General features: G+C 65.1%; 14 protein-coding genes. 8 read left to right on the plus strand and 6 right to left on the minus strand.

What is annotated here, in order from left to right:
• Window positions 1-185: 185 nt before the first annotated feature.
• Together uvrC and ASD80_RS05625 are read right to left on the minus strand one after the other, a co-directional pair.
• On the minus strand, window positions 186-2,072 hold the full coding sequence (gene uvrC / locus ASD80_RS05620; RefSeq protein WP_056230167.1) for an excinuclease ABC subunit UvrC: 1,887 nt from the start codon (window positions 2,070-2,072) through the stop codon (window positions 186-188).
• Entirely contained in the window at window positions 2,069-2,860 is a 792-nt protein-coding gene (locus ASD80_RS05625) for an SDR family oxidoreductase (protein ID WP_056230172.1), read from the minus strand. Before ASD80_RS05625 ends, uvrC begins: the two co-directional genes overlap by 4 nt.
• A gap of 194 nt (window positions 2,861-3,054) precedes the next feature.
• Between ASD80_RS05625 and ASD80_RS05630 the strand changes: the two genes are divergently transcribed.
• Window positions 3,055-3,384, plus strand: a complete 330-nt coding sequence (locus ASD80_RS05630; RefSeq protein ID WP_056230176.1) for a hypothetical protein — start codon at window positions 3,055-3,057, stop codon at window positions 3,382-3,384.
• A 76-nt stretch (window positions 3,385-3,460) separates the two neighbouring features.
• Window positions 3,461-4,384 carry a DMT family transporter gene (locus ASD80_RS05635; protein WP_056230179.1) on the plus strand — a complete coding sequence of 308 codons (924 nt, stop codon included), beginning with the start codon at window positions 3,461-3,463 and terminating at the stop codon, window positions 4,382-4,384.
• A 35-nt stretch (window positions 4,385-4,419) separates the two neighbouring features.
• Here the strand turns inward: ASD80_RS05635 and ASD80_RS05640 are convergent, their stop codons facing one another.
• Both ASD80_RS05640 and ASD80_RS05645 read right to left on the minus strand, forming a co-directional pair.
• Window positions 4,420-4,884: an SH3 domain-containing protein gene (locus ASD80_RS05640; RefSeq protein ID WP_244488945.1), complete on the minus strand. Its 465-nt coding sequence runs from the start codon at window positions 4,882-4,884 to the stop codon at window positions 4,420-4,422.
• A 96-nt stretch (window positions 4,885-4,980) separates the two neighbouring features.
• Window positions 4,981-5,403 (minus strand): MarR family transcriptional regulator, encoded by a 423-nt coding sequence (locus ASD80_RS05645; protein ID WP_156460342.1) that lies wholly within the window; start codon window positions 5,401-5,403, stop codon window positions 4,981-4,983.
• A 144-nt stretch (window positions 5,404-5,547) separates the two neighbouring features.
• Here ASD80_RS05645 and ASD80_RS05650 point away from each other — a divergent pair, with 144 nt between their 5' ends.
• From ASD80_RS05650 to hemH, 3 genes are all read left to right on the plus strand, one after another.
• Window positions 5,548-6,447, plus strand: coding sequence for a LysR family transcriptional regulator (locus tag ASD80_RS05650; RefSeq protein ID WP_056230184.1), 900 nt, complete (start codon window positions 5,548-5,550; stop codon window positions 6,445-6,447).
• A gap of 9 nt (window positions 6,448-6,456) precedes the next feature.
• Window positions 6,457-8,076 (plus strand): DUF1007 family protein, encoded by a 1,620-nt coding sequence (locus ASD80_RS05655; RefSeq protein ID WP_056230187.1) that lies wholly within the window; start codon window positions 6,457-6,459, stop codon window positions 8,074-8,076.
• Window positions 8,077-8,179: 103 nt separating this feature from the next.
• Window positions 8,180-9,205 (plus strand): ferrochelatase, encoded by a 1,026-nt coding sequence (hemH, locus tag ASD80_RS05660; RefSeq protein ID WP_056230188.1) that lies wholly within the window; start codon window positions 8,180-8,182, stop codon window positions 9,203-9,205.
• Here the strand turns inward: hemH and ASD80_RS05665 are convergent.
• Window positions 9,202-11,562 carry a transketolase gene (locus ASD80_RS05665; RefSeq protein WP_056230192.1) on the minus strand — a complete coding sequence of 787 codons (2,361 nt, stop codon included), beginning with the start codon at window positions 11,560-11,562 and terminating at the stop codon, window positions 9,202-9,204. The genes hemH and ASD80_RS05665 overlap by 4 nt on opposite strands.
• A 115-nt stretch (window positions 11,563-11,677) precedes the next feature.
• On the opposite strand from ASD80_RS05665, the gene ASD80_RS05670 reads away from it, so the two are divergent.
• Window positions 11,678-12,154, plus strand: a complete 477-nt coding sequence (locus ASD80_RS05670; RefSeq protein WP_056230195.1) for an Lrp/AsnC family transcriptional regulator — start codon at window positions 11,678-11,680, stop codon at window positions 12,152-12,154.
• A 65-nt stretch (window positions 12,155-12,219) separates the two neighbouring features.
• Here the strand turns inward: ASD80_RS05670 and ASD80_RS05675 are convergent, their stop codons facing one another.
• Window positions 12,220-12,579: a hypothetical protein gene (locus tag ASD80_RS05675; RefSeq protein ID WP_056230198.1), complete on the minus strand. Its 360-nt coding sequence runs from the start codon at window positions 12,577-12,579 to the stop codon at window positions 12,220-12,222.
• A gap of 129 nt (window positions 12,580-12,708) precedes the next feature.
• Here ASD80_RS05675 and ASD80_RS05680 point away from each other — a divergent pair, with 129 nt between their 5' ends.
• The gene (locus ASD80_RS05680) at window positions 12,709-13,143 is read left to right on the plus strand and encodes a hypothetical protein (RefSeq protein WP_156460343.1); all 435 of its coding nucleotides are present in this window, start codon (window positions 12,709-12,711) and stop codon (window positions 13,141-13,143) included.
• 566 nt (window positions 13,144-13,709) lie between these two features.
• The gene (locus ASD80_RS18935) at window positions 13,710-14,258 is read left to right on the plus strand and encodes an SH3 domain-containing protein (RefSeq protein WP_056230204.1); all 549 of its coding nucleotides are present in this window, start codon (window positions 13,710-13,712) and stop codon (window positions 14,256-14,258) included.
• The last annotated feature ends 8 nt before the right edge of the window (window positions 14,259-14,266 follow it).

Below are 14,266 nucleotides of genomic sequence, written 5' to 3' on the forward strand. Positions count from 1 at the left end.
CGGAAAACCCTTCAAACTCGCCATCAACGCTGCAATGAGAAAGTTCATCACCATCCTCAATGCTATCGTCAAACAATCCACAGTTGCTTGACCCGAGGACACTTTACTTGCTCGGCATTCCGCAAGTGCAGAGCCCTCGGGTCAAGCCCGAGGGTGACGGCTGGTGGGTGGGGGACGCGGAGGGCCTACTCCACCCGGTTGAAGTGGTCGTAGATCAGTTGGGCCATGGCGCTTGAGATCGTCGGGACGGATTGCAGGTCGGTCAGGCTGGCGCGGCCGACGGCCTTGGCGGAGCCGAAATGGTTGAGCAGGGCGCGCTTGCGGGTCGGACCGATGCCGTCGATTTCATCGAGCGGGTTCTTGATCTGGTCCTTCTTGCGCTTGGCGCGGTGGGTGCCGATGGCGAAGCGGTGGGCCTCGTCGCGCAGGCGCTGGACGTAATAGAGCACCGGATCGCGATGGGGCAGCATGAAGGCTTCGCGGCCCTCCATGAAGAATTTCTCGCGACCGGCGTCGCGCTCCTCGCCCTTGGCGATGCCGATGAAGGTCACTTCCCTGGGCAGGTTCAGTTCGGCGATGACGCCGCGGACGGCGCTCATCTGGCCGGCGCCGCCATCGATGAAGACGACATCGGGCCAGTCGGGCAAGCCGGTATTTTCGTCTTCGGCGTCGTTTTCGCTCTCGCTGGCGAGGCGGGTGAACCGACGTGTCAGCACCTCGCGCATCATGCCGAAATCGTCGCCAGCCACGATGTCGGATTTGATGTTGAAGGTGCGGTAGTGCTTCTTGGAGAAGCCTTCCTCGCCGGCCACGACCATGGCGCCCACCATGTTGGTGCCTGATATATGCGAATTGTCATAGGCTTCGATGCGGCGGGGCACGCTTTCGAGACCGAAGGTTTCGGCGACGCCTTCGAGCAGTTGGCGATTGCTGGCGCCTTCGGCGAGCTGGCGGCCAAGGGCCTCGCGGGCATTGTTGAGCGCATGATTGACCAGGTCGCGCTTTTCGCCGCGTTTGGGCTGCTCGATATAGACGCGGCGGCCGGCGCGGGTGGAGAGGGCCTCCTCCATCAGCGCGTGCTCGCTGAGTTCGTGGCTGATGAGGACCAGGCGGGCCGGGGTGCGGTTTTCGTAGAACTGGCCGATGAAGGCTTCGAGCACCTCGGCATCGGAGAGATTGGCGTCGGCGCGGGGGCGATAGGGGTAGTTGCCCCAGTTCTGGAAGGCGCGGAAGAAGAAGACCTGCACGCAGAACTGGCCGCCTTCGTGGTGGATGGCGAAGACGTCGGCTTCCTCCACCGATTTGGCGGTGGCGTCGCCCTGCGACTGGATGAGGGCGAGGGCGGAGAGGCGGTCGCGCAGCAGGGCGGCGCGCTCGAAATCGAGCTGTTCGGCGGCCTGGTTCATGTCACGCTGCAGGTGGTCGCGTACGGCGCTGGACTTTCCGGACAGGAACTGGCGGGCGTCTTCCACCAGCTCACCATAGCCCTCCAGCGAAATTTCGCGGGTGCAGGGGGCGGCGCAGCGCTTGATCTGGAATTGCAGGCAGGGGCGGGTGCGGGCAGCGTAGAAAGAGTCCGAGCAATTGCGCAGCAGGAAGGCCTTCTGCAGGCTCGCTATGGTACGGCCGACAGCGGTGGCAGAGGCGAAGGGGCCGAAATAGTGGCCCTGCCGGCGGCGGGTGCCGCGATGCTTGGTCAGCTCGGGCGCCTCGTGATCGGTGGCGATGAGGATATAGGGGAAGCTCTTGTCGTCGCGCAGCAGCACGTTGAAGCGGGGCTTGAGCCGCTTGATCATGTTGGCTTCGAGCAGCAGTGCTTCGGACTCGGTCTCGGTGCGCACGAATTCCATGCTGACCGTGGCGGCGATCATGCGCTGCAGGCGGACTTCGAGGCCGTCGGGGCGGGTATAGTTGGTGACGCGCGCCTTGAGGTTGCGGGCCTTGCCCACATACATGACGGCCCCCTCCGCATCGAGCATGCGGTAGACGCCCGGCGCTGCGGGCAGGGTGCGGACGAAGGCGCGGATGACCTCGTGGCCGCTGGGCGGCGGCGGGGCGGTATCGTCGGTCATGATCGGGGCGTGGGCGCACGGCGCGCCGGATATTCGAGGTGCTGGCCGCCATCGAGCGCCAGCATCTGGCCGGTCATGGATGGGGTGCGGAGCAGCATGAGGACGCCATCGGCAATGGCTTCGGGGCCAGCATGGACGCGCAAGGGCAGGGCAGCGACATTGGCGCGGAAGGTCGCCTCGTCCTGCCGCGAATGGGGCAGCACGGGGCCCGGTCCGATGGCGTTTACGCGGATGGCGGGCGCCAGCGACTGGGCCAGCGTGCGGGTGGCCGTCCACAGCACCGACTTGGACAGGGTGTAGCTGAAATAGGCGGGCGAGGGGTGCAGCACGCGCTCGTCGACAATGTTGACGATATTGCCTTCGGCGCCCTCGGGGAGCTGCGCGGCAAAATCGCGGGCGAGGAAGATCGGCGCTTCGGCATGGATGGCGAAATGCCGGTCCCACAGCGCTTCGTCGACATCGCCGGCGCTATCGGGATCGAAGACCGAGGCGTTGTTGACCAGCACTGTCAGCGGACCGAAATGGCCGGCGGCCTTTTCGACCAAGGCGGCGCGCTGGGGGCGCCTGGTGAGATCGGCCTTGAGGATGGCGGCGCGGCCGCCGGTGGCATTGATGCGGTCACGCACCTGGCGCGCGCCTTCAGCATCGGAGCGGTAGTGGATGACCACGGCAAGGCCGGCATCGGCCAGAGCGAGGGCTATGGCGGCGCCAATGCGGTCGCCGGCGCCGGTGACAAGGGCGACGGGGGAAGCCGGTGATGGGGTGGGGCGATTCGACATGATGGGCATACAAGACCTTGTGGGCGGACCATAGGCCGCTTTGGGCCCCCGGTTCAATATCGTCGAGAATGGCTGATTTACTGGGGTCTGCTGACAGGTTCGGACAGCAGTCTTGTCCTTTTGTTGGCTCGGGTTCGGGCGTAGGCTCTCTATGTCACCGCGCGGCAGGTGGCCCCGCGGGGCATTCCATGAGGGGGAAGCAAATGGAAGTCATCGTGCCTATTCTGGTCCAGCTTGTCGGCGGCGGTGTCGGCGGCAATGTCATCGGGCAAATCGCCAAGTCGCTCAACCTCGGTACGGCCGGTAATACTATTGTCGGCGCGATCGGCGGCTTTGCTGGGACGTGGCTTGCAGGGATGATCCCCGGGCTTGACGCCCTGGTGGGCAAGGCCGCAGTGGCCGCCGACGCGACGGCGGTGGCTGGCGGACTTGATTGGGGCGCACTGGCGGGCCAGGGCGCGACCGGTCTGGTCGGCGGCGGTATTCTTACCGCCATTGCCGGGCTCATCAAGTCCTCTATGGCCAAGGCCTGAGCTTTGCGATAGCGCTTCGAACGCTCCGGCATCCAAAAGCCGGGGCGTTCTTCATGTCCCTTTGATTGTACCCGCCATGTCGTCCCCTGCCGCCGATATCCGCACCGACAATATCGGGCGGGCGATCATGCTGACGCTCATTACCATCGGGGTATTCGGCGTACAGGATGCGGTTTCCAAGGTGCTGGTGCAGACCTATTCGCCCTTCCAGATCACCATGATGCGCTATTGGGGCTTCGCCGCCTTCTCGCTGCTGCTGGTGATGCGGCAGGCGCCGCTGCGCCAGGCGCTGAATTCGAAAGTGCCGCTGCTGCAGGTGCTGCGCGGCGTGCTGCTGATGGCCGATATCTGGTTTTTCGCGCTGGCTTTGCGCACGGTGCCGCTGGGCGAGTTGCAGGCGATCACCGTGGTCTATCCGCTGCTGGTGACGCTGTTCGCCATTCCAATCCTAGGCGAGAAGGTGGGCGTGTTCCGCTTCGTCGCGGTCGGCGTGGGGTTTGCCGGGGCGCTGGTGATCGTGCGGCCGGGTGGGCTGCCGCTCGATTGGGGCGTTGGGTTCGCGCTGGCCTCGGCGACGCTCTATTCGATCTATATCGTCATCACCCGCAAGGTCAGCCAGCATGACAGCGCGGCGACCAGCATGGTCTATACGGCCACGATCGGGCTGGTGCTGTCCGGGGTGGTCGGCGTGTTCTTCTGGCAGCCGATGGGCTGGAGCGACTTCCTGCTGGTAGTGGTCATCATGGGGACGACCTGCGCCGGCCACGGGGTGATGGTGTTCGCACTTTCGATGGCGCCGGCCAGCGTGGTGCAGCCGTTCAACTATTTTTCGCTGCCCTGGGCTATCCTGCTTAGCGCCTTCGTCTTCGGCCACTGGATCGATCCGATCTCGCTGGCCGGCGCCGGGATCATCGTGGCGGCGGGGCTGGTGGTGATGGCGCGCGAGCGCATCAAGCGGGTACGCGTGGTGGCGGACGCGACGCTGCCGGGACAGGAATAGGCAAAACGCCGCCCCGGAGGGCGGCGTTGGAATGACTAGTTGCCGATGCAGAAGTAGCCGTTGGGGCCGTTGAAGCAGACGCTGCCGCTATTGTTGCCGCCGTGACCGGGCCAGGGCTGCGGACGGGGCGGATTCCAGTGTGGCGGCCGCGGGGGATAGGGATTCCAGTGCGGCGGGCGTGGCGGACGCGGATTCCAGTGGGGCGGGCGATCCCAATCGTCGTCATCGTCCCAACCGCCGCCGCTGCGGCTCAGGTAATTGGCGGAAACCCAGCCATCGGGGCCGCGCTTTTCCACGTAGCACCAACTGCCGCGGCACTGCTGCACGTCGACCTGTTCGCCACGGCGCAAAGTGTCGACGCGGGAATATCCCGTGCCTGGGCCCGAACGTACATTGACATTGCCGGTGGCATAGGCCGGAGCGGCAAACGCCGTCGCGGTGGTCGCCAGAAGCGCCAATGCCGCCAGGCCGCCTGCCATGATCTTCTTGCTGAGAACCATTGTTGATCTCCTTCGTTTGCGGCACCTGAATGCCTTTGAACGAGAGAAAGCGCCATTGCGCCTGAACCGAAGCTGAATGGATGCGTCAGTTTCCGATCAGAGACGCAGCAATTCCACGAAACGCTTGAGGCGGTCGGCCAGCTTCTTGCGTTGTTTGGGCTTGAGCTCGCCCATCAGTGCTTCTTCGAGCTGGGTCCAGTGATCGGCAAGGCCGTTGCGGATGCGCACGCCGCGCTCGGTCAGGGCGACGCCGGCGGCAAGCTCGGGGCCGACGGCCTGGCGCGTGACCAGGCCACGGTCGAGAAGGCGCGCCAGGCGGGTTTCGAGGGCAACGTCGGTGAGGCCGAGTTCGGCGGCCAGTTCGGCTTCGGTGGTGCTGGAGCGGCCGAGTTCAAACAGGATGGCATCGTCCCCCGGTTCCAGCCCGCGCTCCACCAGGGGGAGCAGCAGGGCCTTGTGCGCGAGCTGCCCGGCTTCGATGAGCCGGTAGAGCATGGATCGGGATGACGGTCTGGACATGGGCGGGAAAATAGTCCGAACTCCTCGGGCGCGTCGATTGGCGTCCCATCCTATCGTTAATCGTGGAACGACCAAGGCCGGTTATTGTTCACTCAACGCAGATGAGTTATGCGTCGATTACGATGATCTCGTGAACGGAACGTCATGACACAGGATCTTGCCCGAATTCGCGCTTTCGTTCAGGTCTTTGATTCCGGTGGCTTTTCTTCGGCCGCGCGCCAGCATGGGCGCTCCAAGGCGCTGCTCAGCAAATACGTGACCGATCTCGAGGATTATCTGGGCGTGCGGCTGATGAACCGCACCACACGGAAACTCAGCCTGACCGAGGCGGGCGAGGCCTATTATCGGGAAGCCAGCGCATTGTTGCAGCAGCTGGACGATCTCGACGCGACGATCACCGACCAGACGGCGGAGCCGCGCGGCTTGCTGCGGGTTTCGGCACCGCGCAATTTCGGCGAGTCGACGCTGGCGCCGGCGATCTACGAATATCTGCGCAAATATCCCAAGGTGACGCTCGATCTGCGGCTGGAGGATCGTTATGTCGACCTGGTCGACGAGGGGATCGATGTGGCCCTGCGCATTTCGACGCTGGCGGATTCCTCGCTGATCGCCCGCAAGATCGCCGACATGCATGTGGTGGTGGGGGCGGCGCCGGACCTGCTCAGGCAGCATGGCACGCCCAGCCATCCCGAAGATCTGCGGCACCTGCCCTGCATTGTCGATGTGAACCTGCAGGGCCAATCGAACTGGCGCTTCATCGAGGAGGGCAAGACCATCTCGGTGCCGGTCAACGGGCCATTGCGGGTCAATTCGCCGCTGGCAGCACGCAAGGCGGCGATAATGGGCCTCGGATTTGTCGTATTGCCGTCCTATCTGGCTGATCCGGCCGTGGCCAGCGGGGAACTCGTGCCGGTGCTGGCGGACTACCTCCCGACCGGGCAGACGCTGCAGGCGGTCTATCCGCATCGGCGGCATCTGGCGGGCAAGGTGCGGGCGCTGATCGACCACCTGGTCGAGTGGTTCCAGAGCCACCCCATTCACTAGGGGCAAGAATTGAATTTCGGTTCCATCTGGCGTCGTGTGACCGGCGCTGCCGCTGTTCTGCTGATGCTTGCCACGCCGGCGTTGGCGCATCCGCATATCCTGATCGATGCAAAGGTGACCGTGGTATTCGACGGCAATGGCGCCGTGGCGGGCCTCAGGCATGCCTGGACCTTCGACAGCGCATTTTCGGCCTGGATGGTGCAGGGGCTGGACACCAATGGCGACCGGGAAACCAGCCCGGAGGAAATGCAGGACCTAGCCGACGAGAACATGGTCGGGCTGGCCGACTATGGCTTTTACACCTATGCCGGCGAGGGCGATGCGCTGATGGCGTTCACCCCGGCTGGCGACCAGCGCATGGTCTATGAGGACGGGCGGGTGACCCTGACCTATTCGGCCGATGCGGTGACGCCGATGCCCCTGGCCGGGCCGTTCGAGCTGGCGGTCTACGATCCCGAATACTACGTCGCCATCGGCTTCGCCGATGTGAGCGATGTGACGCTGGAAAATGCGCCCGCCGGCTGCGGCGCGGTACTCGAACCGCCCCGGCCGATGGACCCTGAAGTGGAGCAGCGGCTTTATGCGCTGGGGCCTGAAGTGCTGGAACTGCCGCCCGACCTGGCGGCGGCGATGCGTGGTACGCAGGGCATGATCGTGGTGACCTGCGGTGGCATGCCGGCGGTGGCGCCGGCAAGCGCAGTGGAGGCGGTCAACCAGGTGGCCGAGGCCAGGCCGAGCATGCCGTTTGGCGGGCCGCCGCCCGAGCCGGGGCTGAACCTGCCGCGCACCGGGTTTTTCGGCTGGCTGCAGGAGCAGCAGCGGAGCTTTTATGGCGCGATGACCGCCTCGCTCGATGCACTGCGCACCGACTGGACGGCCTTCTGGGTGCTGGGTGGGCTGAGCTTTCTCTATGGCATATTCCACGCAGCCGGGCCGGGGCATGGCAAGGTGGTGATATCGTCCTATGTGCTGGCCAACGAGACGCAGCTGCGGCGCGGGGTGCTGCTCAGCGTGGTGTCGGCGCTGCTGCAATCACTGGTGGCGGTGGTGTTCGTGCTGATCGCGGCCGGTGTGCTGGGCATGACCAGTATCGCCATGGGTGACGCGGCCAACTGGATCGGCATCGTGTCCTATGGGCTGGTGGCGCTGCTGGGCCTGTGGCTGGTGGCGCGCAAGGTGTTCGGCTGGGGCGAGCATCATCACGAGAACATGGCGCACAAGGCACATGAGCATCTGCATGGGGATGACGAGCACCATCACCATGAGCATGACCATGGTGACCACCTGCATGTAGTGACGCCACAGGCGGCGGGCGGCAGCCTGCGCGAGCAATTGAGCGTGGTGCTGGCCGTGGGGCTGCGGCCTTGTTCGGGGGCGCTGGTGGTGCTGGTCTTCGCCTTGTCGCAGGGGTTGCTGCCGGCGGGCATTGCGGCAGTGTTCCTGATGGGGGCAGGGACGGCGATCACGGTGGCCGTGCTGGCAACGATCGCGGTGACGGCCAAGGGATTGGCGCGCCGCGTCGGTGGTGTGGACAATCCGGGGACGGCGGCCGTGGTGTGGTGGCTGGAGCTGCTGGGGGCAGTGGCGGTGCTGACATTCGGCGTGCTGCTGGTGATTGCCAGCTTGTGAAATCGGCAAGGCAAGAGGATAGCGCGACCCATCGCCGCCTTGCGGATGACGGGAGAGCCGTTATGGTGCGCGCCAGCCTAGAACCCTTCCAAACTGGCACTTCATGTCTCAATCCCTGCCGTCCGATCATCCGCATATCAACCCATCCAGGATCGGCGTCGTGCTGCTCAATCTGGGTACGCCCGATGGGACGGACTATTGGAACGTGCGGCGCTATCTCAAGGAATTCCTCAGCGATCCGCGCGTTATCGAGACGCCAAAATGGTTATGGTGGCCGATCCTCAACCTGGCGATCCTGAGCGTCCGTCCGCAGAAGAGCGGCCATGCCTATGCGCAGATATGGGACAAGGAAAAGGACGAGAGCCCATTGCGGGTGATCACCCGCGACCAGGCCGTGGCCTTGGCCGCGCGGCTGGCCGGGCATGACGATATCGTGGTGGATTTCGCCATGCGCTATGGCAATCCATCGACCCGCAGCGTGCTGGAGAAACTGCAGGCGGCTGGATGCCAGAAAATTCTGCTGGTGCCGCTTTATCCGCAATATTCGGCGACGACGACGGCGACGGCCAATGACAAGGCGTTCGAGGCGCTGGGCAAAATGCGCTGGCAGCCGGCGGTGCGTACGGCACCGGCCTATTTCGACGCTCCCGAATATGTCGCGGCGCTTGGCAATTCGATCCGCGACGGGGTGGCGGCGCTGGATTTCGAACCGGAGCTGGTCATCACCAGCTATCACGGCATGCCGGTGGAATACCTGGAGCGCGGCGACCCCTATTATCACCAGTGCTACGAGACGACGCGCCTGGTGCAGGACTATCTGGGCTGGGACAGGGACCGGCTCATGGTGACCTTCCAGAGCCGGTTCGGGCCGACCAAATGGCTGGAGCCCTATACCGACGTGACGCTGGCGGCCTTGCCGGGCAAGGGCGTGAAAAAGGTGGCCATCCTGGCGCCGGCCTTTTCGGCGGACTGTATCGAGACGCTGGAAGAAATCGCCATGCAGGGCCGGGACGGCTTCATGGAAGCTGGTGGCGAGAAATTCGCCTATATTCCGTGTTTGAACGACAGTCCCGGCGGCATGGACATGATCGAGGCCGTGGTGCGGCGGGAACTGGCGGGCTGGATTTAGCCGCGCCCGCCGATCACGCTCCGGGCTGCAGCCTCGATGGCGGCGGCGTCGATGCCGAAATGCGCGTATAGGTCATTGACTGTTCCGGTCTGGCCGAAATGCTCCACCCCCAGCGTGATGGTGCGATGGCCGAGGACGCTGCCGAGCCAGCCGAGCGTCGCCGGATGGGCATCGATGGCGGTGACGAGGCCGGCGCGCCAGGGAGTGTCGGCGAGCAAGGTTTCGATATGGCTGCTTGCGGCGTGGTCGCCATGGAGGCGCGCGCGTTGGGCGGCATGCCAGCCGGCATTGAGACGGTCGGCCGAGGTGACGGCCAGCACGGCGACATTGCGCCGGTCGCCGCCGATGGCTCCGGCGGCGGCGATGGCTTCGCTGGCGAGGATGCCCTGATAGGCGATGACCACCTCGCATTCGGGCGTCGGTGGCTTGAGCCAATAGGCGCCGCGGATGATGCCGTCTGTGAGGGCCTTGTCCACCTTGCGGGGCGGTTGCTCGATGCTGCGGGTAGAGAGGCGGAGATAGACCGAGCCGCCGGTGACGTCGCGCGGCCAATCGGCAAGATCGGGGCGCGCATCGCCGGAGCGCTGCATGTAGTCGAAGGCCCAATCCATGATGACAGACAATTCGTCGGCAAAGGCCGGCTCGAAGCTGGCCAGGCCATCCTGCGCCATGCCGATCAGCGGGCTGGCGATGGACTGATGCGCGCCGCCTTCGCCGGCCAGTGACACGCCGGACGGCGTGGCCGCCAGCAGGAAACGGGCGTCCTGGTAGCAGGCATAATTCAGCGCATCGGCGCCGCGCGCGATGAAGGGGTCGTAGAGCGTGCCGATGGGCAGCAGGCGCTCGCCGAACAGCGAATGGCTGAGCCCGGCGGCACCTAGGGCGAGGAACAGGTTCATCTCGGCGATGCCCAGTTCGAGATGCTGGCCCTCGGGCGTGAAGCGCCATTTCTGGGCGCTGGGAATGGCTTCCTTCTGGAAGACATCGACCATTTCACGGTTTGCGTAGAGATTGCGCCGATTGACCCAGGTGCCGAGATTGGTCGAGACGGTGACATCGGGCGAGGTGGTGATGATGCGGCGGGCGAGGTCGCTGTCGGTCTTGGCGATGGCGTCGAGAATCTTGCCGAAGGCGGTCTGGGTCGAGGTGAGGCCGGTGCCGACAAACTGGGGCCCGATAGTGGCCACTGCCGGCGCGGTGTGGCGGCGGGATTCGCTGGTATTAAACGGCACATCGGCGAGGAAGCGCTCGATGGCTGCGGGGTCGGCCAGGCCCTCGAGCTTGTCCCATTCGTGGCCCTCGCGGACCTGCATGGACTGGCGCAGCTGCTCGATCTGCGCCGACGTCATCTGGCCGGCGTGATTGTCCTTGTGGCCGGCCAGCGGCGTAGCCCAGCCCTTGACGGTATAGGCGATGAAGACGGTGGGCTTGTCGCTGCCGGCGGTTTCGAACTGTTCGAGCAGGCTTTGCGTGCAGTGGCCGCCGAGATTGGCCATCAGCTCGGCCAGTTCGGCATCGCTGCGGCGGGCGAGCAGGGCGGAGACTTCGCCCTGGTCGCCGATCTCGTCATTGAGGCGCTCGCGCCAGGCTGCGCCGCCGCGGAACATCAGGGCGGAGTAGATGGCGTTGGGGGCGGCATCGATCCAGGCCTTGAGCTTGTCGCCGCCCGGCTCGGCGAAGGCAGCGCGTTGCAGGGCGCCGTATTTGAGGGTGACCACATTCCAGTCGAAGGCGCGGAAGATGGCTTCGATGCGATCGTAAAGGCCTTCTCGGACGACGCCGTCGAGGCTCTGCCGGTTATAGTCGATGATCCACCAGGTGTTGCGCAAGCCATGCTTCCAGCCTTCGAGCAGGCATTCATAGACATTGCCCTCGTCGAGCTCGGCATCGCCGACAAGGGCGACCATGCGGCCTTCGGGGCGCGACGTGTCAGCCCAGGGTTTTGCCCGCACATAATCCTGGATCAATGAAGCAAAAGCGGTGAAGGCGACGCCGAGGCCGACAGAGCCGGTGGAGATGTCGACATCATCGGTGTCCTTGGTGCGGCTGGGATAGGATTGGGCACCGCCGAAGGCGCGAAATTGCTGAATTTTTTCAAGGCTCTGCTTGCCGAACAGATATTGGATGGCATGAAAGACAGGGGCGGCATGCGGCTTGACCGCGACCCGGTCCTCCGGCTTCAGCACGCCGAAATAGAGCGCGGCCATGATGGCTGCCATGGAGGCCGAACTGGCCTGGTGGCCACCGACCTTGACGCCGTCGACATTGGGGCGGAGGTGATTGGCGTGGTGGATCATCCAGTTCGAGAGCCACAGGGCTTTCCTGGTCAGCGCTTCGATGCTAGCGATCCGATCCATGCTTTCCCCCCGGTCATAATGCCCTGATTTTGCGCCTTGTGATGCGGCGGTTCTTGTCTATTTTGACCTTGGTAGCGCAGGTTTGCGCAGGATTTGCCCAGATTGGAGCAGGAAAATGGCGGAAACCACCACATTCGCGCTGACGGCGCTCGACCGGAGAATCCTGCGGGCGCTGCAGGAAGACGGACGCATGACCATCCAGGCGATTGCTGAAAGGGTGGGGCTTTCGGCCTCGCCCTGCCTGCGCCGGATACGGCAGATGGAGCGGGCGGGGATCATTGCCGGCTATAGCGCCGTGGTGGAGCAGAAAGCGGTGGGGCTGCCGGTTTCCGTGTTTATTTCCATACGGTTAGAGCGGCAACGCAGCCATGAGCTGGATGCGTTCGGGGCGGCGATCGGCGGCTGGCCGGAGGTGATGGAATGCTATCTGATGACCGGGCAGTTCGACTTTCTGCTGCGGGTGGTCTGCGCCGATCTGGGGGCCTATGAGCAGTTCCTGCGCGAGCGGCTGACGCAGGTGGAGGGCCTGGCCAGCATCGAAAGCAGCTTCTCGCTGGGGCAGGTGAAGTATTCCCGGGTGCTGCCTTTGTGAATTCGCATCAGGGGCGAATTGGTTAGCACACTGTTAGCATCGAGCGCGCGGAAGTGTGAATCCGGCTACCAGCCCGGACCGGCGAAATCGGGCGGGGTGACATTGACCAGGCCGCGGCCGACAATGTAGCTGCGATCCACCCAGCCCTGGCCCGGAATGCGGCACCATTGGGTGGCGCCGGCGCCGCGCAGGCTGTAGCCGGCATCGCCGATCCAGCTGCCATAGGGCGAGTCGGAATCGTTCTGCGTGCAGGCATCGATGGGGATTTCCATGCCGTCGGTCAGGCGGCCGACAATGGCATAGCGGAAGCCCGGCCCGTCATGCACGGCGATATTGCCACCCGAGACCCGCGCGGTGACCGTGAGGGCCTGCGCCGGCAGGGCGGCGGCAAGGGCGATGAGGATGGCGAGGGCGAGCGCGCGCATGGCAGAGTTCCGACGGTGACCGGCCTTGCATGACGCATGGACATGGCGGATGCATGGCGGCGCCGATGCCTGGGACGACTTTTATCTCGCGCAGCCGGGCTGGCGTGGGGTGACGGATGGAGGGGTGCGATGGGTTTGTGGCGCGGCGGACTGGCGATGGGGCTGATGCTGGCGGCGATGAGCCAGGGCGGGGCACAGGAGGCGGAATTGGGCGGCTGGCACTTGCAGGAAGACAGGATCGAGGCGGATTTCGTCAATTTCGACCTGTCCTGGATCGAGCAGGGCCTGCCGCTTTTCGCCCTCAACTGCCAGCAGGGTTTTCCCGAGGTCTATATCACCGTCTTCATCGATCCGCCGGCGGATGGCGCCGCGCCGGGTGAACTGGCACTGGCCGATGGCGAGCGGCGCGTCACCATGGCGGCCGGCGGCACCGAAATGCAGGGCCGCTTCGCGGTGGACGCCATGACCAGCTTCGGACCGGACCTGGCGGCGCTGCTGACGGGGCCGGTTTCCGTGCTGGTCGACGGGGTCGAGGTGGCCCGCTACACGACCGATGCCGCCTAGGCGGAGTTCGCACGGCTCATCGCGGCCTGCCCGCCGCAGTGAGGCCGGGCGAATGCGGCAGGGAGGGCGGCGCGGGGGTAGGGGATAGGTTTTTTTGCTTTTTCCAGTTGCCGCCCCGAACACGGTGTCATCCCGGCCTTGACCGGGATGACACCCTGAGGTGGGGGGCTTGTCCGGTGGCCGGACGATCCACCTTGCGGCTGCGGCTTGATCTCGGGATGGGCCCCGGCTCAAGGCCGGGGTGACATCGGGGTGAGGTGGCACTGTGTTGCAATTAGGACCTATTTGCAACACGAGGGAGGGTGGGCGGTGGAGACGGAGGGAGGAAGGAAGGATGACGGGAGGAAGGAACGAAGACGGGAGGAACGAAGACGGGAGGGAGGATGGAGGATGGAGGGAGGAGAGAGGGAGGAGAGAGGGAGGAGGGGGAAGGAGGAGGGAAGGATGAGGATGGAGGACGGAAGAGGACGGAAGGGGGGATGGGAGCGTGGGGCAGCGAGAGGCGGGCTGAGGCTGGCTGACTGGACAGAGAGGTGGCGCCGCGCGATGGTTCGGGCGGAGGGGGCATGCGCAAACTGTTCTGGGTGCTTGCTGGCATCATGGTGCTGGCGGCTTTGGGCAATATCATCGGGGGCACCGATACGCCGGTGACGGCGAGGGTCGATCCGGCAGGCGGGCAGGCTGTGGTGCGGGCGGATATTCCGGCGGCGCCACGGTTCGATGCGACGCTGTTCGTGTCGGCCAACAGCCTCAACCTGCGCGAGGCGCCGAGCACCAGCGGGCGCGTGCTGACGAGTTTGCCGCGCAATACGAGGGTGCTGGCCGGGGAGCGGCGGAGCGGCTGGGTGCTGATCTCGGCGCAGGGGCGGATTGGCTGGGTTAGCGAGCGGTACCTGACTGGGGCGCCGGTGGAGCCGGCAATTTCGGTACCGACGCGGAACCAGCCGGGCTATGGGGTTGTGCAGCGGCAGACGGCGGCGTCCTGTCCGTCGCGGCGCTATTGCTCGCAGATCGGGTCATGCCGGGAAGCGCGGCGGTATCTGGCCAATTGCAGTTGGGGCGGGGCGCTGGATGGCGATGGGGACGGCGTGCCGTGCGAGTCGATCTGTCGATAAGCGGGCTG

The organism is Devosia sp. Root635, from assembly GCF_001427605.1.
In the GTDB taxonomy this organism is placed as follows: domain Bacteria; phylum Pseudomonadota; class Alphaproteobacteria; order Rhizobiales; family Devosiaceae; genus Devosia.